The sequence below is a fragment of the Streptococcus sanguinis genome, assembly GCF_050234405.1.
GTDB classification, from domain to species: Bacteria; Bacillota; Bacilli; order Lactobacillales; family Streptococcaceae; genus Streptococcus; species Streptococcus sanguinis_W.
Genome location: NZ_CP092117.1, coordinates 813,097 through 834,113, shown reverse-complemented (window position 1 = coordinate 834,113; position 21,017 = coordinate 813,097). Strand labels below are relative to the sequence as shown.

Sequence of the window (21,017 nt, the reverse complement as noted above, 5' to 3'; positions counted from 1 at the left end):
AATTCTACTTCTTTCTTTTTTCCTGATTTTTAGCAACGCCATAAATAATCAGACTTGTTGCATAAAAGACGCACATGGAGATTAAAAAGGAATTAGCAGCTCCCAGCAATTTTTGATCACGGATAAATGGTAAAGTAATAAATTTTGAAACAGCAAATGTCAATAAATAGGCTATCATCAGATAATGCTGTTTTCTAAAGATGGTCATAATGATATCAACCACTAGAGCAAAAACATTCAAAATACCGCCTATAAGTAATATTGTGAAAGGAAGTTTATACTCCTGTAATTGGATACCATAGACAGCACTAAGCACTTCTGTACCAATCAGATAGCCCAAAATAACAATAACAAGTCCTAAAACAGTCATTACTAGATTTAGCGTATTGACCTGTTTGAAAAATAGTGTAAATTTCTTTTCATTCCAATAAATGGAAAGCTGTGTAGTCAACGGTCTCAGGACGAAAAATAAAAGGGATAGGACAAAGACAGGCATGAATAGAACATTAAAATCTCTTTGAACCCCAGATGAAAAATAGCCATTTGTCAAAAGGTAATCAATATCAATTTTTGGCTCGTTATAGATATACGTTAGCAAAAATCCATTTAAAAACAAGGGAAAACTATTTTTCAAAATAGAATACACATTTTTTCTGTCATCATGGAGTTTAGGCGAAAACTTTTCCTGAGAAAAATGTAATCTACAGTTTCTGAAATCTAAGGGGAAGGTCAGAATAAAATTCGCACAACAAATAACAATACTAGCTACCATCAATGATTTTGTAAGCACCAGGACTATCGCAAATATTAACATACAAATCCAGCTCCTATAGAATTGCACCTTTCCGGCTAAATCTGATCTATCTTTTTGCTGAAATAATCCTTGAAAAACATCTGAATACGCATCTATAGCCCGATAAACAACAAGCAATAAAATAATACTAGATTTGTAAACATCATACCCTTGCCATAGAGTATAGATAAACGATGTTAAAATCATCAAAAAGACCGTAAAAAGTCTCGTATTATGATAAGAACCAAATTGGTATCTTTCTTTTACATCCGTAGATTGCAGATTTCTAACTTGAAAATAACCTAGAACAAAGAACTGCTGACCAAGAGCATAAGCAATACTAAAAATATCAGAATCTCTTGAATCTAGAAATCTAGAAGCTAGTAGAAGCAAGACGACTGATATCAATGAAGATGAGACTGTCCCCAACATGTTCCATATATAGTTATTTTTCAGTCCTTCTTTTGAGATTATTTTTTCTATTTCTTTATTACCGTCATTATTTTTAGCATAAGGTGATGATCCTGATTTTGAGGGCATTTTTCTTCTCCAAATGTATTCTATTTCTTATTATACTATACTTTCAGTGAAAAGTGAAAATCCTTCTTGAAAGAATCTCTCTTTTAAATGATACTTTCTTCTCCAACCTAATTAAAAAGGACAAAACTTCTATCAAGCTTATATCTATACTTCTTCTCTTTCCGTTTCCTAAATCATCTTAAAGGTGGTTCTGCAAAATCAAGCTATCTATTCTGGAGATTACCGACTACCTTTTATTCTTCTGTATACTAAAAAACCCCGTTTTCACGGGGTTTAGTGTCTGACTATAATTGTTATCTGGGAACGGAATCGAATTAAGCTTCGATTTCTGTAACCATACCTGAACCAACGGTACGTCCACCTTCACGGATAGAGAAAGTAGTACCTTGTTCAACGGCGATTGGGTGGATCAACTCAACGTCGATTGTTACGTTATCACCAGGCATTACCATTTCAGTACCTGCTGGAAGTTCGATTGAACCTGTAACGTCAGTTGTACGGAAGTAGAACTGTGGACGGTAGTTGTTGAAGAATGGAGTGTGACGTCCGCCTTCTTCTTTAGTAAGGATATAAACTTCACCCTTGAATTTAGTGTGTGGGTTGATTGAACCTGGTTTAGCAATAACTTGTCCACGTTCGATTTCATCACGTTGGATACCACGGAGAAGCACACCTACGTTGTCCCCTGCAAGACCTTCGTCAAGCTGTTTACGGAACATTTCAACACCAGTAACAACTGCTTTTTGGATTTCTTCTTTGATACCAACGATTTCGATTTCGTCGTTGACTTTAACGATACCACGGTCGATACGTCCTGAAGCAACTGTACCACGACCAGTGATTGAGAATACGTCTTCGACTGGAAGAAGCAATGGCTTGTCAGTATCGCGTTCTGGTTCTGGGATGTACTCATCAACAGTGTCCATCAATTCCATGATGATGTCTTCATATTTAGAGTCACCTTCAAGAGCTTTAAGAGCTGAACCTTGGATAACTGGAAGATCGTCACCTGGGAAGTCGTATTCTGACAAGAGGTCACGGATTTCCATTTCAACCAATTCAAGCAATTCTTCATCGTCAACCAAGTCAACTTTGTTCATGAAGACGATCAAGTGTTTAACACCAACCTGACGTGAAAGCAAGATGTGCTCACGAGTTTGTGGCATTGGTCCGTCAGTTGAAGCTACTACAAGGATAGCTCCGTCCATTTGAGCGGCACCAGTGATCATGTTTTTAACGTAGTCCGCGTGTCCTGGAGCGTCGATGTGAGCGTAGTGACGCTTAGCAGTTTCATACTCAACGTGCGCAGTGTTGATAGTGATTCCGCGTTCGCGTTCTTCTGGAGCAGCATCGATAGACGCATAGTCCTTAGGTTGGTTAACTGCTGAAGGCAAGCGACGTGCCAATACAGTTGTGATAGCTGCTGTCAAAGTAGTTTTACCGTGGTCAACGTGTCCGATAGTACCAATGTTAACGTGTGGTTTACTACGATCGTATTTTTCTTTTGCCATTTGAGTAAAAGCCTCCAATAAAATATATTTTATAGATAGACAGTAGGCAATACAGTCTAACTTTCCTTACTATTTTATCAAATTTAAATGAAAATGCAAGTCTTTTAGCATTTTTTTGTGAATTATTCCTTGTCTAACTGATAGTAAGGCTGATTGGAAACGGAAGCACCAATACTCGAAGCAGCAATCCATTCTTTCCCTTCTAATTGGCTGAAATTCTCAGCTTTCCCAGTCAGAATAATACCAGAAAAGGTCAATTGATCCCGATTTTCTGCTTCACGAATATCTAGCTGACCAAATTTCTTGAGATAGGACTCAACCTCATTGTACATGTTGTACCCACTAACACTTGGGAAAAGATTTTTATCTGCCTTTTTCAGATAATCCAAGAAAGTCTGCTGCTCTTTCTTAGCCTCTTTTGCCTTCTTCCTAACATCTGAATCATAAGTAAAGAGAAGACTAGCGTTAGCTCCATAGGTCAGCTTGGGATCAGAATACAGTTCAATACCATTTTCACTATCTTCTGACTGACTGCCAATCCAGTACCAGTTGATTTTGAGATTGTTCGGTATCATCTGCTGGATTTCCTTATAGGTATAAGGCTTATCAAAAGTCAAAGCTACTTCCACCAATTGATTCGGCATTTCTTTGACAGAAGCCAACTCTTTAGGCATAGAATTACTATCCTTTGTCCCTTTGGCATTGATATTATAGAAGACCGGATATTTTTGACGCAAGGTTCGCGTATAGGTTCCTGAGAGAGACAAATAAGTCCCTTCCGCAGTCGGATCTCTAAAAGCACCTATGAGTGAATAGTTTCCCTCATAGGAAGGATAAGCCACCTTCACTCCATCTAAATCCTTGAAACGATCGGAACGTAAGGTCCCTGAAAAAAAGGAAGTTTGAGTGTGGTAAAGACTATCATAGTCAACATTAGGATAGGCGATTTCGGACATAACTTCGTACTGTTTTTGTAAGTCTCGTCCGTTACTAGAGGCTAATTCTACCAGCCCCTTTCCTAGAAGACCTAAGAGAACTAAAGATACAAAGGAACTAATGACGACTGTCTTCCAGAGTCTTTTTCTTCTGCTTTTCTTTGCAACATTTTCAAATGTTTCCATTTCGATATCCTTTCTTTTCCAGCTCCTTTCGGAGTTTAGCACGACTGCGCATCAGCTGAATCTTGACCTTGCTCACTGAGTAAAACATAATTTGGGCAATCTCCTTGACCGTGAAATCTTGAAAATAATAGAGTTCTAAAAGCGTAGCTTCCTTGAGTGGCAGATCTTCTATCATACTTCTTAGCAGCTCATAATCTTCATTTTCAAAGGGATTGACCAGATCCTTTCCAAAAAATTCTTTTCGCAAAATCTCCAAATAACGTTTATCTCTCCTATATCTGTCGATATAGCGCCGAATGGAAACTCGATACATCCAAGCTCGCATCTTTTCCGCCGGAATAATAACTTCTGTTTCCAACATCTTGACAAAAACGTCCTGCACTACATCTTCTGCTTCCACTTTAGAAGCCCCTGACTTCTGCAGATAGGAGACAATCTCGCGAGCAAAGCCTATCAAGATTGTTTCATATTCATCTAGTTTGATAAGCTCACCCCCCTCCTTCACTAGTATAACGAATGGAAAAGTCTTTTGGTTACAAAAATAGAAAAAACCGGAACAATTCCGATTTTTTCTTTGTATTAGCCAGAGTTTCTCAGACCTGTCGCAATACCATTGATGGTGATGTGAATCAGCTTTTCTTGATCTGGTGTAAGCTGGCCGTTTCGCTGACGCTTGATTAGTTCTAGTTGGATATAGTTCAAAACATTGAAGTAAGGCATACGATAGTGCAAGCTATCTCTCAGATAGGTGTTTTCTGCTAGGAGCTCATCATGACCTTCAATCTCTAGAATGACATCCTTGGTCAGCTGCCACTCATCTAAGATAATATTGAAAATATCTCGCACATTCTGATCTTCGCAAAGCTGCGCATACTCAAAAGCAATATTCATATTTGACTTAGACAGAACCATGTCTACATTTGACAAGAGTGACTTGAAGAAAGGCCATCTCTTATACATAAATTGCAGAAAGGCTAAGTTATTTTCTGGGTCTTCATCAATGAATTCCTTGAAACTTGACCCAACACCATACCATCCTGGGAACATAACTCGACTTTGAGACCATGAGAAGACCCACGGAATCGCCCTGAGGCCACCGATTTCAGTGATGGTTTTACGGGCAGCTGGACGTGAACCGATATTAAAGCTAGAGATAGCCTTGATCGGGCTAGATTCAAAGAAATAATCGTAAAAACGCTCATCGCCAAAGACCAAATCACGGTAAATCTGATAACTACGATCAACTACTTGGTCCATAATTCGCTCATATTTATCAGACGTATGGCTATCGCTCTTCTTATGAGTTACCATGCGGTTAATGGCAGCAGACACTAGCATTTCCAAGTTATAGTAGGCTGCGTCTTTGTTTCCATATTTATTGCCAATGACTTCCCCTTGCTCGGTCAGACGGATCCGGTCATTGATACTGCGGAGTGGCTGAGAAGTAATGGCTTCATAGGTTGGGCCGCCACCGCGTCCCACTGTCCCTCCCCGGCCATGGAAGAAGGTAATTTTTACGCCAAATTGATCACCGATAGCTGTCAACTGCTGCTGAGCCTTGTAGAGAGTCCAGCAAGAAGACAGGTAGCCACCGTCCTTATTACTGTCTGAATAGCCCAGCATGATTTCCTGATAATTATCCTTAGAAGCAATCCACTTCTGCGCAATCGGCAGAGACAGGTATTTCTCCATAGTATCACAGGAATTGTCCAAGTCCTCAATGGTTTCAAAGAGCGGAACAATCTGGACACGTGCCCCGTTTTCATCAATCAGCCCTACTTCCTTAAGCATAATAGCCAACTCAAGTAGATCTGATACACTGGTCGAGTGAGAGATAATATTCTGCTTAATGACTTCCTCACCAATGGCATCTTTTAGCTGACGGGCTGTTTTGAAAATCTCCAGTTCTTTTTGCAGGAGTTCAGACTTAGGCTCGTGAGTAGCTGATAGGATACGAGGATCTTCAAGCAGCTGCTTGAGCAGTACTTGGCACTTCTCTTCCTCAGACAGACTACTATAATCTTGAACAATATTAGCTGAAGCCAAGAGCTCAGCCACACAGGCCTCATGAACGCTGGAATCCTGACGCATATCAATGCTGGCCAAGAAGAAGCCGAAAACATCAACCGCTTGGAGAAGTTCAGTCAAGTCCCCACTTACCAAGGCTTCGCCATGATGTTCGATAAGAGAATCATAAATAACCTGCAAGTCTTTTTTAAATTCCTGAGCTGTTTTGTAAGAAGGTGTCTCCTCCTTCTTCAGCTCAGTCAGGGTCTCGCTGATACGAGACTGAATATAGTTAGGAATGATTTCTCTTCCTTTATTGCTGACAGAAAGGTTGGCTTTCGCAGACAATTTTTCCTCAGCTCGGTCAGTCAATCGCTGACCGTCAGTTGAAAAGTTGCCTTCTTTAAGGTAAAGCAAGGTCTGAATCAACTTGGACTGGATATAGTGGAAAGCACGGCGGTAAGGCTCATTTTCACGATAAACAGACTTGTCAGTAGATAGAGCTGCCATTTCTGCTACTGCCTGACTGGTTTCTGAGAGATTGGTCGAGAGTGAGAAGGTGCGATAGAGTGTATAAACCTTGTCAATGTAATAGTTGAGGATGACTTCACTCTGGAGGGTGGCTGACAGTTTCAGAGTTTCTGCGGTTACAAAAGGATTGCCATCTCGGTCTCCGCCAATCCACATTCCCATGGTAATAGGCTTAGGATTATCCAGCTTGATACCGCGCTCTTCTGCCAAGCGTCTGTATTCGACCATAAAGTTGGTGATTGCTTGTAGGAAAGAGCTGTTATAGTACTCCATAACATTGGTAATCTCATTGGTCACTTTCAGCTTCTTCTCACGGATCATATCTGTCTGCATCATGAGCTCAATATAGCGGCGGAGATTTCCTAGCCACTTCTTCTCATTGACTAGTCCTGCTTTAACATCTCGATGCTGACGCAGCAAGCTATGGATATGATTGGTTAAGTCCAGAATAGTCTTGCGCTGAACTTGCGTCGGGTGAGCAGTCAGTACTGGAACAACATTCAAATTTTCCAGAATCTCCTGAGCATTTTCCCGCGTTGAAATCAAGTCAATAGTTGTTGACAGTTTCCCAAGATAATCTTGATTAATATTGTTCTGGTGGTTGATTTCATAAGCTAAGTCCACGTCTTCTGAGATATTAATCAAAAGCGGCAAAATAGAGAAATAACGAGAAATATAAACCATTTCATCTGTCGTTAGTTCTTCTACAATCGCTTTTAACTCATGATATTTGGAGTTAACCGCCAGCTCCTCCATGAGGGAGATTTTTTCAAAGGTCTCAGGGCTGAGAAGATTCCGAGTAATATCGGCAAGCAAGTCTGTCAAAATGGCGACTTCTTCTCGAATCACTTCTTTATTGCTGTAGCTTTCTAATTTGTTAAATGACATAATCTGCACCTTTCATTTTTGCAACAACTGTTCACACGAACTGCGATTAAGTTTCCTCAGACTGGCCTTGCGCCTCCGCTTCCATCTGTTCATAGAGGGCATCACGTCGCTCATTGGCATCAATATTAAGTACCAAGGCGATGGCTACTGACAAGACCAGAAGACTGTTCCCTCCTTGCGATAGGAAGGGGAAGGTTACTCCTGTAGACGGAATAAGGCCTGAAATTCCACCGATATTGATGAAGGTCTGCATGAGTATCATACCGCCGATTCCCAAAGCCATCATGGAGTTAAATGGATTCTTGGCCCGAATCCCGACCAAGATAATTCTCAAAATTAGGAAAAAGAGTAAGGCCAGAATCAGACTGGCACCAAAGAAACCAAACTCCTCTATCACGATAGAAAAAACAAAGTCCGTATGAGCTTCCGGCAGATAACCGCGCTTCTCAATAGAGTTCCCCAAGCCTAGACCAAACCAGCCGCCGTTACTCATAGCATAGTAGGAATTAGCCAATTGGTGGCCTGAGCCAGACAGGTCCTTGAAGGGATTGAAGAAAGCACTGAAACGCTTGGCCACATACCCAAAGACTGGAATCTTGGCCACGCGCTCAACCCCAATCAACCAAATGCTCGCCAGAACCAATCCCGAAACACTGACAATGGCTCCCAGCATCGTAGAAAACCATCGATAGCCAATCCCGCTGACAGCAATCATTATCACGACGGTCAAAAATAGAATAGTCGCATTTCCAAGGTCTGGCATAATCGCTACAATCCCAATCAGAATAGCCACCATGGTCCGCCAGTCGTTAAAGGCTTTAGGAAACCAATGGTTATGGGTCAGGGCTTGGTAGTCATAGACCTTTATCTCCTCCTGCCTCTTAGTGAAGCGAAAAGCTAGATACCAGACCAGAATAATCTTCAAATACTCCGCAGGCTGAATACTGAAAGCTCCAAGCTTGAGCCAACCATGGGCACCGTTAATAGTCCCTGTTATAAAACGAGATAAGAGCAAGAGGATAATCTCAGCAAAGATAACTATAGTCAGGATGCCTCCTTTTTTCAGGAAACCCAAGCGGATTCTATATAGGAGCGCAATTATAAAGAGACTTATTACACAAAAAATCCCCTGATTCAAGACCATGCCAAAACCATTTCCTCCGGCCTGAATCGAGGTAGGACTCGTCGTTGAATAGACCACAATCAATCCCAAAACAGATAAAATCAAATAGGGAATCAAGATGGAATAATTCAACAAGTGCTTCTTGTCAATTTTCATATTTCACCATTAAACTTCTAAAAATTCAATTCTCATTATACCACCTTTTGGATTGAAAAAAAAGCATTAGTGCAGAGACTGGAATAATATGAGCTTGCTTTCTATCTTTTGCATGAAAAAGTGTTAAGATAGAGGTCAGATAAAGGAGGATAACATGACAAACATTTATGATATCGAAATCCAAAAACAAGACGGAAGTCTGCAAAAAATGAGTAATTATAAAGGAAAGATTCTGCTGATTGTCAATACAGCGACCGGCTGCGGCTTCACTCCTCAGTACCAAGAACTGCAGGAACTCTATGAGCGCTATCAGAAAGACGGATTTGAAATCCTGGATTTCCCCTGCAATCAGTTTGGCCAGCAGGCTCCTGGAGACGCTGCAGAAATCAATAGCTTTTGCAGCCTTAACTACGGAACGACCTTTCCCCGATTTGCTAAGATCGATGTCAACGGTCCTCATACTGCTCCACTCTTTGACTGGCTCAAAAAAGAAAAGGGCGGTCTTCTGGGTGAAAAGATCAAATGGAATTTCACAAAGTTTCTGGTCAGCCGAGACGGAACAGTCATCAAACGTTTCTCTCCGCAAACTTCTCCCAAAAAGATAGAAGAGCTCATTCAAAAGCTATAAAAGATCAGAAAAGAAAGACGATTTAGCCAACGGAAACTCACCTTCCACAGCTTAGCTAAGCTCTTTTAAAAAAACAAGACATTTTGAGCTTTCAAAATGTCTTGTTTTTGCTTTATAATATTTCAATTATATTACATTTTATTCATTTTCTAGCAATTCTGGGGATATTTTTTGCTTTTTTATTTGTTTTAAGTTAAAATAAACCAGTATGAGGAAGAGGATTAAACCGCTTGCAATCCTAATTTTCTTTGCTTCTTTTATCACTTTTATTTTGATAAGCAAGCAAATTACTGACTCTCAGGAAAAGCAAGCACAGGCAAAAATTTCACAAACTAAACAAACTCCAAGTTCCTCAAAAAAAGAGGAAACATCTGACGATTCGTCCTTGGATGAAGACTTTATTTCCAGACCAATCATTGACATTTCTGGCTGGCAACTGCCAAGTGAGATTAATTACGACTTACTCGCACAGAATGTTTCAGGAGTAATTGTCCGTGTTCATAGTGGAGCGCAGGCAAAAAAAGAAAATGCAGCAACCCATCTGAATGGTCTGGACAAGTCTTATGAAAGACACATCAAAGAATTTCAAAAGCGTAACATCCCTGTTGCTGTCTATGCTTATGTGGCCGCCAATAGCAAAAAGGAAATGGAAAAAGAAGCTGAAAGTTTCTACAAGGCTTCTGCCAAGTACCATCCAACCTATTATTGGCTAGACGTCGAAGAAAAGACCATGTCTGACATGAATGCGGGAGTTGAAGCTTTCCGAGCCAAGCTAGAGTCACTTGGTGTTAAAAATATTGGTATCTATATTGGAACTTATTTTATGGAGGAGCATAGCATCTCTACCGATAAATTCACAGCAATTTGGATTCCAACTTATGGAAACGACGACGGCTACTACAATGCTGCGCCAAATACAGAGCAAGATTACGACTTGCATCAGTACACATCACAAGGTCAGCTGACTGGTTTCTCTCATTATCTTGATTTGAACCAGCTGTCAACCTTGAAAGACCAGACAGCTACCTATCAAAAGCTATTTACAGTTCCTAAAGAAAGTCAATAGCTCAGAACGACAGCTCAATTCTCAAAGACTGCTGTCGTTTTTTATTGTCACAAAATAGGAAATTTCCAGCCATTCCCTCTTAATAAAGCCTATATTTTATGATATAATGATTTGATAAATGAAATTAGAAAAGGAAAATACAATGATTTCTTGGTTGAATAGAATTTTCAAAGGAATGGTCATTGCACTTGGCTTTATTTTGCCGGGAGTTTCAGGCGGTGTTTTAGCAGCTATCTTAGGTATTTACGAGCGCCTGATTCATTTTTTAGCACATTTAAAGGAAAACTTCGTCGAAAACGTTCTCTATTTCATACCAGTTGGAATCGGGATGATTTTGGGAATAGCTGCTTTCTCCTATCCTGTCAATCTGCTGCTCGACAACTACAAAGTGATTGTCCTCTGGGGATTTGCCGGAGCTATTATCGGAACTGTTCCTAGCCTTATTAAAGAGTCTGTTGCTAAAAATGAGCGTGATCGGATTGATATTCTCGTTTTCTGGGTCAGCCTCATCGTCTCAGGAATCTTTCTTTATTCCCTAAACGGTATGGTCGGCACCTTGCCAGCCAACTTTCTCTCTTTCATCTTAGCAGGAGCCTTGATTGCACTGGGCATTTTGATTCCTGGACTCAGTCCGTCCAACCTTCTCTTAATTTTAGGACTCTATGCCCCTATGCTGAATGGATTTCGCAAACTGGATCTCTTGGGAACCTTTCTTCCTATTGGAATCGGAGGCGCCTTGGCTCTGATTCTCTTCTCTAAGCTCATGGATTATATTTTGAAAAACTACTACTCTCGTGTCTATCACTTTATCATTGGCATTGTCCTATCCAGTACACTTCTCATTGTAGTGCCACAAGCAGGAAACAGTGAAAGCATCAGCTATCATGGAGTTTCTATATTGACACTTGTTCTTGCAGCTTTTTTCTTCGGTCTGGGAACCTGGCTGGGACTCTGGATGTCGCAATTAGAAGAGAGATACACTAATGGCTAAAAAAACAAAAATCAAAAAAACACTGGTCGAGCAAATTTTAAGCAAGGCTAAGATTGAACATCGAGGCCTGAAGCTAAATGCCTTAGCTGAACAGCCAGTCGATGGTTCGGACCGTTCGCAGATTTATAAAACCTTGGCCTTGACAGGAGACAAGACTGGTACACTAATCGGTATCCTACCTATCACAGAACATCTGTCCGAAAAGAAAATGGCCAAGATTTCCGGCAATAAAAAAGTCAGTATGATTCCCCAGAAAGACTTGGAAAAGACAACGGGTTATATCCACGGAGCCAATAATCCTGTCGGTATCCGGCAAAAGCACAACTTTCCAATCTATATCGACCAGTCGGCTCTAGAGCGAGATAGCATTATCGTTTCTGCCGGCGAAGTCGGCCGCAGTATCGAAATCAAGGCTCAAGATTTGGCCGATTTTGTTCAAGCTGACTTTGCAGACCTCAAAGAAAATCCTAGCTCATAATTCTTCAATACTGCACCTAATATTCTCAATAAACTCTAATAAGGAAGAAACAATCAACCACTATGAAATTATACTTTGTCCGACACGGAAGAACGGAATGGAATCAGGAAGGCCGCTTTCAGGGAGCCAGCGGTGATTCGCCACTGCTGCCAACCGCCGTTGAAGAACTGCATAACCTAGGAAAACATCTGGCTCAGACACAATTTGACAAGATTTACAGCAGCGATCTCCCACGTGCCGCTCGCTCTGCTGAAATTATTCAAGAAGAAAGCCAGTTTCCGACTGAAATCGTATCAATACCTGAACTGCGAGAATGGCAGTTGGGAAAACTAGAAGGCGCAAAAATTTCTACCATTGAAGCCATCTATCCACATCAGATGGCTGCCTTCCGCCACAACCTTTCGCAATTTAATCATACTTTTTTTGACGCTGAGTCAGTCTACCATACGACCCACCGGACCATTTCCTTTATCAAGACCTTAAAGGACAAGGACTATGAACAAGTGCTCATTGTTGGGCACGGTGCTAACTTAACTGCCAGCATTCGGACCATGCTGGGCTATGACACACCTCTCCTGCGCAAGAATGGCGGCCTGACCAACGCCAGCATCACCATCCTTGAAACAGAAGACTTTGAGAATTTTGAGCTGATCTCTTGGAATAATACGGATTATTTAGTTGAAAAAGCAGAAAATTAAGGCTGGATTTCTAGCTTTTTTTCTTACTTTATAGCCAAATATAGATGAATTTCCCTATCTTTTGTGATAAAATAGGTAGGAAAACTTTTGGAGGAAAAACATGACTACTGAACATATCGAGGAATTAAACGACCAGCAGATTATCCGCCGTGAAAAAATGGCTGCGCTGGCTGAGCAGGGAATTGACCCTTTTGGCAAACGCTTTGAGCGAACTGCTAACTCTGCTCAACTGAAAGAAAAATACAACGATAAAGATAAAGAAGAATTAAACGAACTCAATGAAACAGCTATTATCGCTGGCCGTCTGATGACCAAGCGCGGTAAAGGAAAGGTTGGCTTTGCTCACATCCAAGACCGTGAAGGCCAAATCCAGATTTATGTGCGTAAAGATGCTGTTGGTGAAGAAAATTATGAAATCTTCAAAAAGGCGGACTTAGGGGATTTCCTCGGTATCGAAGGTGAGATTATGCGGACGGATATGGGGGAGCTTTCTATTAAGGCAACCCACCTTACTCATTTGTCTAAGGCTCTGCGCCCCTTGCCTGAAAAATTCCACGGCTTGACAGATGTTGAAACCATCTACCGCAAGCGTTATTTGGACTTGATTTCCAACCGCGAAAGCTTTGAACGCTTTGTTACTCGCTCAAAAATCATCTCAGAAATCCGCCGTTACTTGGATGGCCAAGGCTTCCTTGAAGTTGAAACTCCTGTTCTACATAACGAAGCAGGCGGTGCTGCTGCTCGTCCATTTATCACCCACCACAATGCCCAAAACATTGATATGGTACTGCGGATTGCAACTGAGCTTCATCTTAAACGTCTTATCGTCGGTGGTATGGAGCGAGTTTATGAGATTGGCCGTATCTTCCGTAACGAAGGAATGGACGCAACTCACAATCCAGAGTTCACTTCCATCGAGGTTTACCAAGCCTATGCAGATTTCCAAGATATCATGGACTTGACGGAAGGTATTATCCAACATGCAGCCGTTTCTGTTAATGGAGATGGACCAGTCAACTACCAAGGGACTGAAATCAAGATCAACGAACCATTTAAACGCGTTCACATGGTTGATGCCATCAAGGAAATTACTGGAGTTGATTTCTGGCAAGATATGAGCTTTGAAGAAGCTGCTGCCTTGGCTCAGGAAAAGAAAGTTCCGCTTGAAAAGCACTTCACCGAAGTTGGTCATGTTATCAATGCTTTCTTTGAAGAATTTGTGGAAGAAACCTTGATTCAGCCAACCTTTGTCTACGGTCACCCTGTAGCAGTGTCACCTCTGGCCAAGAAAAATCCAGAAGATCCACGCTTCACGGACCGTTTCGAGCTCTTCATCATGACCAAAGAATATGCTAATGCCTTCACCGAGTTGAACGATCCAATCGATCAATTATCTCGTTTTGAAGCACAGGCCAAAGCCAAAGAACTGGGCGATGACGAAGCAACTGGCATTGACTATGACTTTGTCGAAGCTCTGGAATACGGTATGCCACCAACTGGAGGCCTAGGAATCGGTATCGACCGTCTGGTTATGTTACTAACAGACGTGACTACCATTCGCGATGTTCTGCTCTTCCCAACGATGAAATAATCTGTATTTTATACGATCTTAAGAAAACAGATCCTGCTGGAATCCCAGCAGGATTTTTACATCACAAAAAAGTCTGGTTTCCCAGACTTTTGGTTGTATTATTCATACCTCAGTGCTTCAATTGGATCTAGTTTAGAGGCCTTGTTGGCCGGCAGGATACCGAAGAGAACACCGATAGTCGCTGAGAAGAGAAGGCTAACGATGCTGACTGTGAGTGATACCGTCACTGGAGTTCCTTCCAGCATTTGACTCATGGCCGAGCCTAGTACAGACGCAAGTCCCGCAGCTAGAACCAGTCCAATCAACCCACCAATCAGTGTCAAAATCATAGACTCAATCAAAAATTGCATCAGTATGTTGCCACGTGTTGCTCCCAGAGCTTTCCGCAGACCGATTTCACGGGTCCGCTCAGTGACAGATACCAGCATGATATTCATGACACCGATACCACCTACAAAGAGAGAGATTCCGGCGATGGCACCGATAACTCCTGTCATAGCACCATAAATATTTTGCACTTCCTGATAGAGGGCACTATCATCTGTCACTTGATATTCGCCCTGTTGGAGACCAGCAATTTCTGTTAATTTCTTGGCAACCTTAGGGCCAAGTTCTGGAACTAAGCTTGTATCATTCACTCGAAGAACAATCTCTGATATTTCATCTACTCCAAAGTTTGCGGCTATGAGAGTATTGGTCGTAATGGCATTACCACCATAGACCTGCATGGAGCCCGATGCAGCGGCAGTTTCAGGATCTCTATAAACCCCAATCACCCGATAGTTACTAGCACCTACTGTTACAATCTTATTGATGGCTTCTTCAGCGGAAGAAAAGAGAGTCGCAGCCAGATCTTCGTCCAGCAACACAACACTGGCAAAACCTTGATAGTCTTGCTGCCTCAAAGCACGACCAGCAATGATTTTGTATTTTTTCACCTGAATATAGGTCATGTTTGCACCGACAAAGTTGACGCGCTCAGCCTGCTTATTTTCGTAGCTAAAAGTTTCCATAGCAGAGTTGGTCACATAGTAGCCATCCACTCCCTTGATATGGGTCAATTCCTTAACCCAAGCTTCCTGGGCTTTGGGTGGCTCCACCACTTCTTCGCTTTCATCTTCTACATTTACAGAATAGAGATCAGCCGTTTGTGTGTAGGAGCCGTCCTTGCTCTTTTTAGGAGAAAAGACAAGGCGCATGTTTTTCTGACTTTTGGTAAAACTCTCATTGACCCGCCGGGTAATGGAATCTCCTAAGGCCATGATAACTACAACCGAAGCCACTCCGATAATAATCCCAATCATGGTCAGGAAAGACCGCATTTTGTGTCCAAGAATGGAGCTAATGGCAAATTTCCAGTTTTGCATTAGACTAGTCCTCCTTCCTTAGCGCTATCAGATGAGATGACACCGTCACGGATGACAATCTGCCGTTTGGCATAGGCCGCAATCTCAGGCTCGTGGGTTACCATGATAATGGTTTTCCCTTCTCGATTGAGCTCAGTCAAGAGCTCCATAATTTGCTCACCAGTCTTGGTATCCAAGGCTCCTGTTGGTTCGTCAGCCAGAATCAGAGAAGGATTATTGACCAAAGCACGCGCAATGGCTACCCGCTGCTTCTGTCCACCGGAAAGCTCTGAAGGCAAGTGATGCATCCGCGTGTCTAACTCCACCTTGGTCAGAAACTGCTCGGCCAAGGACTTGCGTTTAGACTGACCGACACCTGCATAGATCAAGGGCAGTTCCACATTTTGCAAGGCATTGAGCTTAGACAAGAGAAAGAACTGCTGAAAGACAAAGCCGATTTGCTTATTTCGAACCTTGGCCAGCTTCTTATCACCTAGCTTAGCTACTTCTTCGCTTCCCAGATGATACTCACCAGTTGTCGGACGATCCAGCATCCCAATGATATTCATCAGAGTAGACTTACCAGATCCAGACGGTCCCATGATGGCAACAAACTCGCCCTCTTCAACCTCCAGACTGATGTCTTTTAATACCTGCAGTTCCTGGTCTCCATTGCGATAGCTCTTATTAATATTTTTTAACTCAATTAGCTTCTTCATAAGATTTCACCTCTTGACCGTCTTTCAAGCTATCTGTCGGATTGATGATAACTTTACTATCCTTTGTCAAACCAGATGAGATTTCTTGATTTTCAGCATCAGCATTTCCGAGCGTTACTTCTGTCTTCTTAGCAACTCCTTTTTCCAGAACCCAAACATAGTTCTTGTCCCCGTCCATTACCACACTGCTAACTGGCACAATGAGTCCCTGAGTATTGTTTTTAACTTCAATATTGACAGAGAAACCTTGTTTGAGCTCACCAATCTCGCTGGTAATATCAATTGTAAATGGATATTTAGAACCTGAAGCTGTTCCGCTGCCACCAGTTCCAGACGGTTGAGCCGCTGCCTGCTGGCCGTCTTTCGGATAGTTGGAAATGTAGCTGATTTTACCAGTCCATTTCTTGTCTGGGTAAACCTTTGATGTAATGGTCACTTCTTGACCAACAGACAAATTAGCCAAATTGTATTCGGACAATTCTCCCTTAATTTGCAGATTACCATTGCTGACGATGTGAACCAAGGTTTGAGTGGCACCAGTTGTTGATTTTGAAACATCACGGTTGACTTCTACGACCGTACCATCTGCAGTGCTGGTCACTGTTAAGGCATTGAGAGTAGCTTGCGCTTTATTCATATTATCAACTGCATCAGCCCGAGCATCGCGCAGGTCAGCTGCCTGAGACTCCACAGAACGCTGAGCCTGAGCTTCAGACGCCCCATCAGCTTCTTCGTCGCCGGTAGTATTTACAGTCACACCATTGGTTTGCAAGTCATGCAATTGACGATCGGCTTTGCTAACCGCCCGAGCAGCTGCATCATAAGCAGCCTGAGCCTCTGAACTTTTATAAGTAACCAATGCTTGACCGGCAGTCACCTGGTCACCGACATTGACCAGTACATTTTCTAAGTCACCCTTGGTGCTGTCATAGTAGATGTACTGCTCGTTGCTGGCTGTGACATTTCCTGTCAGCAAGACTGAAGAAGCTACTGAGCCTTCCTTGGCCTTTTGAACTAAGGGAGTCGTATCGATCGGTGCCTCAGAAGGATTCCCTCCATTTAGAAACATGAAGAGAATTGCTCCTGCAACAACTGCAATCGTAGCTCCAATAATGCTAAATAATTGCCATTTCTTTAACTTTTTCATCTCTTTTCCTCCTCTTGATGAAAACGATTTTCTTTTGTTATATTATATCACAAGGCTATCATAATTCTTCTAAAAAAATTTACAGTTTTTCACAAATGGTTGCTATTTTATCTCAGATAGTCACTCCACTTAAATCCGTAGCAGATTTTTGCATTCACCTGCTAAAAAAGGTACAATTACCTCATATAATAGAAGGAGATTCTAACAAGATGAAAGAATTTGATATGATTGCTATTGGCGGTGGCAGCGGGGGAATTGCTACCATGAATCGAGCCGGCGAATACGGTGCCAAGGTTGCCGTTATTGAAGAAAAGAAACTGGGTGGCACCTGTGTCAATGTTGGCTGTGTCCCAAAGAAGATTATGTGGTACGGAGCTCAAATAGCTGAAGCTATCCAGCATTATGGACCAGACTACGGCTTTACCTCTGATAATCAAGCTTTTGATTTTGCTACCCTTCGGAAAAACCGCGAAGCATACATTGACCGAGCACGTTCATCTTACGATGGCAGCTTCAAGCGGAATGGTGTCGAGCTGATCGAAGGCCGTGCCCGCTTTGTTGACGCAAACACTGTCCAAGTCAACGGCGAGCTCATTCGCGCCAAGCATATCGTTATCGCGACCGGTGCTCATGCTGCTATTCCAAATATACCTGGCGCAGGCTACGGAGAGAATTCCGACGATGTCTTTGCTTGGGAAGAGTTACCTGAATCTGTAGCCATTGTCGGAGCAGGATATATAGCAGTTGAGCTAGCTGGCGTGCTCCATGCTCTAGGAGTTAAAACAGATCTTTTTGTTCGTAAGGATCGACCACTGCGCAACTTTGACAGTTATCTGATTGACGGCCTGCTCCAAGAAATGGAGAACTCTGGACTCCAGCTTCATACCCATAAGATTCCGCAAAAGCTGGAAAAACTGCCTGATGGTCAGCTCAAGCTCTATTTTGAAGATGGCAGCAGCCACACAGCCCAGCATGTTATTTGGGCAATTGGTCGTAAACCAAACGTCCAAGACCTCAATCTAGAAGCAGCTGGCGTCACTCTCAATGAACGTGGCTTCATCGCTGTAGATGAGTACCAAAACACTGTGGTTCCAGGTATCTATGCTCTTGGCGATGTAACTGGTGAAAAAGAATTAACTCCTGTTGCCATCAAGGCTGGACGAACTCTGTCTGAACGTCTTTTCAATGGTAAAACAAATGCTAAAATGGACTACTCAACTATTCCAACTGTTGTCTTCTCCCATCCTGCTATTGGGACAGTCGGCCTAACTGAGGTAGAGGCTGTTAAGACTTACGGAGCTGAAAATATCCACGTTTACACATCTAGCTTCACATCCATGTATTCAGCTGTCACCCAGCACCGCCAACAAGCTAAGTTCAAGCTCATCACAGCTGGTGAGGATGAAAAGGTCGTTGGCCTGCACGGCATTGGCTATGGAGTAGACGAGATGATTCAAGGTTTTGCTGTTGCTATCAAAATGGGCGCTACCAAGGCTGACTTTGATTCTACAGTTGCTATTCACCCGACTGGCTCCGAAGAATTCGTGACCATGCGATAAAAAATTCAAAATCAGAAGAGGTTTGGTATTCCAGCCTCTTTTTGATTTCTGCTACCATTTTATAATAAAGATGATGACCGTTCCATAACCTAATCTTTCATTTTACTGACAATTCTTACATTTTTGTAAGATTGTAAATTTTAGCTATTTCAGGTTCATTTGATATCCCTTTGAAATATCCACTTAATGAAAGAAAGTCAGATTTTTTCAGACCATAAACTTCTACATCACTATTTTAAAAGATAATTATCAAATATCCATCAAGAAATATTAAAGAATTTCTAAAGATTATGAAAAACATGCTTTACTTGCTAATTTTTATAGACGATAAGGAGCCTGAAATGAAATCTCAGACTCCTTTTTCTTTATGGTAAAATAGCTACTGCCCTCACTGGTGAACCGCTGGCTTGATGCCAGTTGGGAAAGCTAATCGAGACGAGAGCACCCTTAGCCGGAAGCTGATCCAGATTGGTCATAACTTCTAGCTGATAAATGTCCTGCTCCAAAAGATAGTATTCATTAAGCAATCCATGCTCCGCTGTAGGGATACCCGCATCTGTATCAAAAGTTTCGTGACCTACCGCCTTGACACCACGCTCATGGATAAGAAACTCTAGAGCATCTCGTCCCCACCCAGGAGTATGCTGAATCTCCTGATCATCCAGATTGCGCATAGCTGATTGACTCGGCCAACGCTTGGACCAGTCTGAGCGAAAAGCAACAAACGTTCCTGACTCAATCTGCCCGTGCTCCGCTTCAAAATCTAAAATATCCTGCTTGCCCAGAATAAAGTCTGGATTCTCTGCTACTTCCTTAGACTTATCAATAACCACCAAAGGCAGGAAAAGATCTTTTAGTTCAATCTCTTCCAACCAGCGACCACCCTCCACAAAGTGAATCGGAGCATCAATATGAGTCCCGTACTGGCCAACTACAGAAAACTGCTGAACATGAAAACCGTCTTTCAAAGTGAAAATGTCCTTCTTCTCCAAGGCAGGTAGAGCTGGAAAATGCGGACTGTCTTCCCTAATCTGATGGGACAAGTTAACCCATTTTTTCTCCTGTAGTTCCTGATAAATTTTTAATAAATCTGTCATAGCCTTCTCCAATCTAGTCAGTCTTGCTTTGGGAAGATGTTGATTACGCACCCACACCTCTAGCAAAAACTCTTATTTACTATTGCATTATTATATCAATCAAAGTGTGCTGCTGCAATTCTTTACAGTTCTTTTAGATAATCCTTTTTTATTGAAAATAATATAGTTTAAAGCTATAGCTAATTTTTCTAATGAGGCCTATTCAAACATTGAAAATTTTGATATGATAGTACAAAGCAATCCAGAAATGAGGAAAACTGATGAGTAAAACAAAAAAACTTCTTGCGGCCTTGGGCATCCTTTTCTTTAATATTTTTGGTCTTATCGCCTTCATCGTCTTGCTCATCAGAAGCAAGAAACGAAAATAAGAATCTGACTGTATAATTGTCTCGTCCGATTAAGAAGGACTTGACTTTTTTTTTATTTAGCTTTTAAAATAGTTACCATAAAATTAAAAATAGGTTTACTATTTATGAACAAGAACAAAGCATTTCTTCTTGCCCTCCCAGCTATTGGAGCTGCCTTCCTAGCTGTCCTGTCCCAATTAACTATTTCCATCGGCCCCGTTCCCATCACGCTGCAGACTTTTGCTGTCGGTTTGATTGCGACGATTTTCAAACCTCGCGAAGCGGTTTTGTCAGTCATTATTTATCTACTGCTGGGAGCTATTGGTCTGCCGGTCTTTGCTGGAGGAAGCGGTGGTTTTCAGGCTCTCTTTGGTCCAAGCGCCGGTTATCTCTGGTTCTTCTTACCCTTTGCGCTTGTGACATCCAGTCTGACTCATAAGGACAGTCCTTTCTATATGATTTTTATAGCTAATGTATTGGGTGCCGCTCTCGTCTTTGTCGGTGGTATCTTAGGGCTGCAGTTCTTTGGAGGACTTGATTTCTCTAAGTCAGTAGAGGTTGGCCTAACTCCTTTTATCCTGCCTGGATTGATAAAAATTATTGCCATCACCATTATCAGCATCCCTATTTTTAAGAATCTGAAATTTCATTCCTACTTTTCAGAGAAATAAGAATCTGTC

At 41.9% G+C, this 21,017-nt stretch carries 18 protein-coding genes; 8 read left to right on the top strand and 10 right to left on the bottom strand.

What is annotated here, in order from left to right; all coding sequences use genetic code 11:
* Nucleotides 1-4: 4 nt before the first annotated feature.
* The 6 genes from MFP28_RS04235 to ftsW form a co-directional block, all read right to left on the bottom strand.
* Entirely contained in the window at nucleotides 5-1,333 is a 1,329-nt protein-coding gene (locus tag MFP28_RS04235) for a lipopolysaccharide biosynthesis protein (RefSeq protein WP_002906138.1), read from the bottom strand.
* Nucleotides 1,334-1,647: 314 nt separating this feature from the next.
* Nucleotides 1,648-2,844 carry an elongation factor Tu gene (tuf, locus tag MFP28_RS04230; RefSeq protein ID WP_002895003.1) on the bottom strand — a complete coding sequence of 399 codons (1,197 nt, stop codon included), beginning with the start codon at nucleotides 2,842-2,844 and terminating at the stop codon, nucleotides 1,648-1,650.
* 122 nt (nucleotides 2,845-2,966) lie between these two features.
* Nucleotides 2,967-3,965 (bottom strand): anti sigma factor C-terminal domain-containing protein, encoded by a 999-nt coding sequence (locus tag MFP28_RS04225; protein WP_002906137.1) that lies wholly within the window; start codon nucleotides 3,963-3,965, stop codon nucleotides 2,967-2,969.
* Complete coding sequence (locus tag MFP28_RS04220) at nucleotides 3,952-4,422, bottom strand: RNA polymerase sigma factor (protein ID WP_050540615.1); 471 nt, start codon at nucleotides 4,420-4,422, stop codon at nucleotides 3,952-3,954. Before MFP28_RS04220 ends, MFP28_RS04225 begins: the two co-directional genes overlap by 14 nt.
* 122 nt (nucleotides 4,423-4,544) lie before the next feature.
* Nucleotides 4,545-7,391, bottom strand: a complete 2,847-nt coding sequence (gene ppc / locus MFP28_RS04215; protein WP_002906134.1) for a phosphoenolpyruvate carboxylase — start codon at nucleotides 7,389-7,391, stop codon at nucleotides 4,545-4,547.
* A 46-nt stretch (nucleotides 7,392-7,437) separates the two neighbouring features.
* A complete protein-coding gene (ftsW, locus tag MFP28_RS04210) occupies nucleotides 7,438-8,670 on the bottom strand; it encodes a cell division peptidoglycan polymerase FtsW (RefSeq protein WP_002906133.1) in 1,233 nt (410 codons plus the stop codon).
* 154 nt (nucleotides 8,671-8,824) lie between these two features.
* On the opposite strand from ftsW, the gene MFP28_RS04205 reads away from it, so the two are divergent.
* The 6 genes from MFP28_RS04205 (at nucleotide 8,825) to lysS (ending at nucleotide 14,122) form a co-directional block, all read left to right on the top strand.
* A complete protein-coding gene (locus MFP28_RS04205; RefSeq protein ID WP_002906132.1) occupies nucleotides 8,825-9,298 on the top strand; it encodes a glutathione peroxidase in 474 nt (157 codons plus the stop codon).
* A gap of 208 nt (nucleotides 9,299-9,506) precedes the next feature.
* Nucleotides 9,507-10,364, top strand: a complete 858-nt coding sequence (locus MFP28_RS04200) for a glycoside hydrolase family 25 protein (RefSeq protein WP_002906131.1) — start codon at nucleotides 9,507-9,509, stop codon at nucleotides 10,362-10,364.
* A 142-nt stretch (nucleotides 10,365-10,506) separates the two neighbouring features.
* On the top strand, nucleotides 10,507-11,355 hold the full coding sequence (locus MFP28_RS04195; RefSeq protein ID WP_032915838.1) for a DUF368 domain-containing protein: 849 nt from the start codon (nucleotides 10,507-10,509) through the stop codon (nucleotides 11,353-11,355).
* Nucleotides 11,348-11,833 carry an aminoacyl-tRNA deacylase gene (locus MFP28_RS04190; protein WP_002906129.1) on the top strand — a complete coding sequence of 162 codons (486 nt, stop codon included), beginning with the start codon at nucleotides 11,348-11,350 and terminating at the stop codon, nucleotides 11,831-11,833. Before MFP28_RS04195 ends, MFP28_RS04190 begins: the two co-directional genes overlap by 8 nt.
* Before the next feature lie 62 nt (nucleotides 11,834-11,895).
* Nucleotides 11,896-12,531 carry a histidine phosphatase family protein gene (locus MFP28_RS04185; protein WP_002906128.1) on the top strand — a complete coding sequence of 212 codons (636 nt, stop codon included), beginning with the start codon at nucleotides 11,896-11,898 and terminating at the stop codon, nucleotides 12,529-12,531.
* 100 nt (nucleotides 12,532-12,631) lie between these two features.
* On the top strand, nucleotides 12,632-14,122 hold the full coding sequence (gene lysS, locus MFP28_RS04180) for a lysine--tRNA ligase (RefSeq protein WP_002894992.1): 1,491 nt from the start codon (nucleotides 12,632-12,634) through the stop codon (nucleotides 14,120-14,122).
* A gap of 98 nt (nucleotides 14,123-14,220) precedes the next feature.
* Here lysS and MFP28_RS04175 read toward each other — a convergent pair whose 3' ends face one another.
* The 3 genes from MFP28_RS04175 to MFP28_RS04165 are packed head-to-tail and all read right to left on the bottom strand — an operon-like array spanning nucleotide 14,221 to nucleotide 17,334.
* On the bottom strand, nucleotides 14,221-15,489 hold the full coding sequence (locus MFP28_RS04175; RefSeq protein ID WP_002906127.1) for an ABC transporter permease: 1,269 nt from the start codon (nucleotides 15,487-15,489) through the stop codon (nucleotides 14,221-14,223).
* Nucleotides 15,489-16,187, bottom strand: a complete 699-nt coding sequence (locus tag MFP28_RS04170; RefSeq protein WP_002906126.1) for an ABC transporter ATP-binding protein — start codon at nucleotides 16,185-16,187, stop codon at nucleotides 15,489-15,491. The genes MFP28_RS04175 and MFP28_RS04170 overlap by 1 nt, the downstream gene beginning before the upstream one ends.
* The gene (locus MFP28_RS04165) at nucleotides 16,171-17,334 is read right to left on the bottom strand and encodes an efflux RND transporter periplasmic adaptor subunit (protein WP_002906124.1); all 1,164 of its coding nucleotides are present in this window, start codon (nucleotides 17,332-17,334) and stop codon (nucleotides 16,171-16,173) included. The genes MFP28_RS04170 and MFP28_RS04165 overlap by 17 nt, the downstream gene beginning before the upstream one ends.
* A gap of 209 nt (nucleotides 17,335-17,543) precedes the next feature.
* Here MFP28_RS04165 and gorA point away from each other — a divergent pair, with 209 nt between their 5' ends.
* Complete coding sequence (gene gorA / locus MFP28_RS04160; protein ID WP_032915834.1) at nucleotides 17,544-18,893, top strand: glutathione-disulfide reductase; 1,350 nt, start codon at nucleotides 17,544-17,546, stop codon at nucleotides 18,891-18,893.
* A gap of 365 nt (nucleotides 18,894-19,258) precedes the next feature.
* Here the strand turns inward: gorA and MFP28_RS04155 are convergent, their stop codons facing one another.
* Complete coding sequence (locus MFP28_RS04155; protein ID WP_032915832.1) at nucleotides 19,259-19,990, bottom strand: cyclase family protein; 732 nt, start codon at nucleotides 19,988-19,990, stop codon at nucleotides 19,259-19,261.
* A gap of 472 nt (nucleotides 19,991-20,462) precedes the next feature.
* Between MFP28_RS04155 and MFP28_RS04150 the strand changes: the two genes are divergently transcribed.
* A complete protein-coding gene (locus MFP28_RS04150) occupies nucleotides 20,463-21,008 on the top strand; it encodes a biotin transporter BioY (protein ID WP_002906120.1) in 546 nt (181 codons plus the stop codon).
* The last annotated feature ends 9 nt before the right edge of the window (nucleotides 21,009-21,017 follow it).

Excerpts from the sequence above, each read along its gene's own strand:
- MFP28_RS04235 (WP_002906138.1), bottom strand. The coding sequence starts at position 1,333 with ATGCCCTCAAAATCAGGATCATCACCTTATGCTAAAAATAATGACGGT.
- tuf (WP_002895003.1), bottom strand. The coding sequence starts at position 2,844 with ATGGCAAAAGAAAAATACGATCGTAGTAAACCACACGTTAACATTGGT.
- MFP28_RS04225 (WP_002906137.1), bottom strand. The coding sequence starts at position 3,965 with ATGGAAACATTTGAAAATGTTGCAAAGAAAAGCAGAAGAAAAAGACTC.
- ppc (WP_002906134.1), bottom strand. The coding sequence starts at position 7,391 with ATGTCATTTAACAAATTAGAAAGCTACAGCAATAAAGAAGTGATTCGA.
- ftsW (WP_002906133.1), bottom strand. The coding sequence starts at position 8,670 with ATGAAAATTGACAAGAAGCACTTGTTGAATTATTCCATCTTGATTCCC.
- MFP28_RS04205 (WP_002906132.1), top strand. The coding sequence starts at position 8,825 with ATGACAAACATTTATGATATCGAAATCCAAAAACAAGACGGAAGTCTG.
- MFP28_RS04200 (WP_002906131.1), top strand. The coding sequence starts at position 9,507 with ATGAGGAAGAGGATTAAACCGCTTGCAATCCTAATTTTCTTTGCTTCT.
- MFP28_RS04195 (WP_032915838.1), top strand. The coding sequence starts at position 10,507 with ATGATTTCTTGGTTGAATAGAATTTTCAAAGGAATGGTCATTGCACTT.
- MFP28_RS04190 (WP_002906129.1), top strand. The coding sequence starts at position 11,348 with ATGGCTAAAAAAACAAAAATCAAAAAAACACTGGTCGAGCAAATTTTA.
- MFP28_RS04185 (WP_002906128.1), top strand. The coding sequence starts at position 11,896 with ATGAAATTATACTTTGTCCGACACGGAAGAACGGAATGGAATCAGGAA.
- lysS (WP_002894992.1), top strand. The coding sequence starts at position 12,632 with ATGACTACTGAACATATCGAGGAATTAAACGACCAGCAGATTATCCGC.
- MFP28_RS04175 (WP_002906127.1), bottom strand. The coding sequence starts at position 15,489 with ATGCAAAACTGGAAATTTGCCATTAGCTCCATTCTTGGACACAAAATG.
- MFP28_RS04170 (WP_002906126.1), bottom strand. The coding sequence starts at position 16,187 with ATGAAGAAGCTAATTGAGTTAAAAAATATTAATAAGAGCTATCGCAAT.
- MFP28_RS04165 (WP_002906124.1), bottom strand. The coding sequence starts at position 17,334 with ATGAAAAAGTTAAAGAAATGGCAATTATTTAGCATTATTGGAGCTACG.
- gorA (WP_032915834.1), top strand. The coding sequence starts at position 17,544 with ATGAAAGAATTTGATATGATTGCTATTGGCGGTGGCAGCGGGGGAATT.
- MFP28_RS04155 (WP_032915832.1), bottom strand. The coding sequence starts at position 19,990 with ATGACAGATTTATTAAAAATTTATCAGGAACTACAGGAGAAAAAATGG.
- MFP28_RS04150 (WP_002906120.1), top strand. The coding sequence starts at position 20,463 with ATGAACAAGAACAAAGCATTTCTTCTTGCCCTCCCAGCTATTGGAGCT.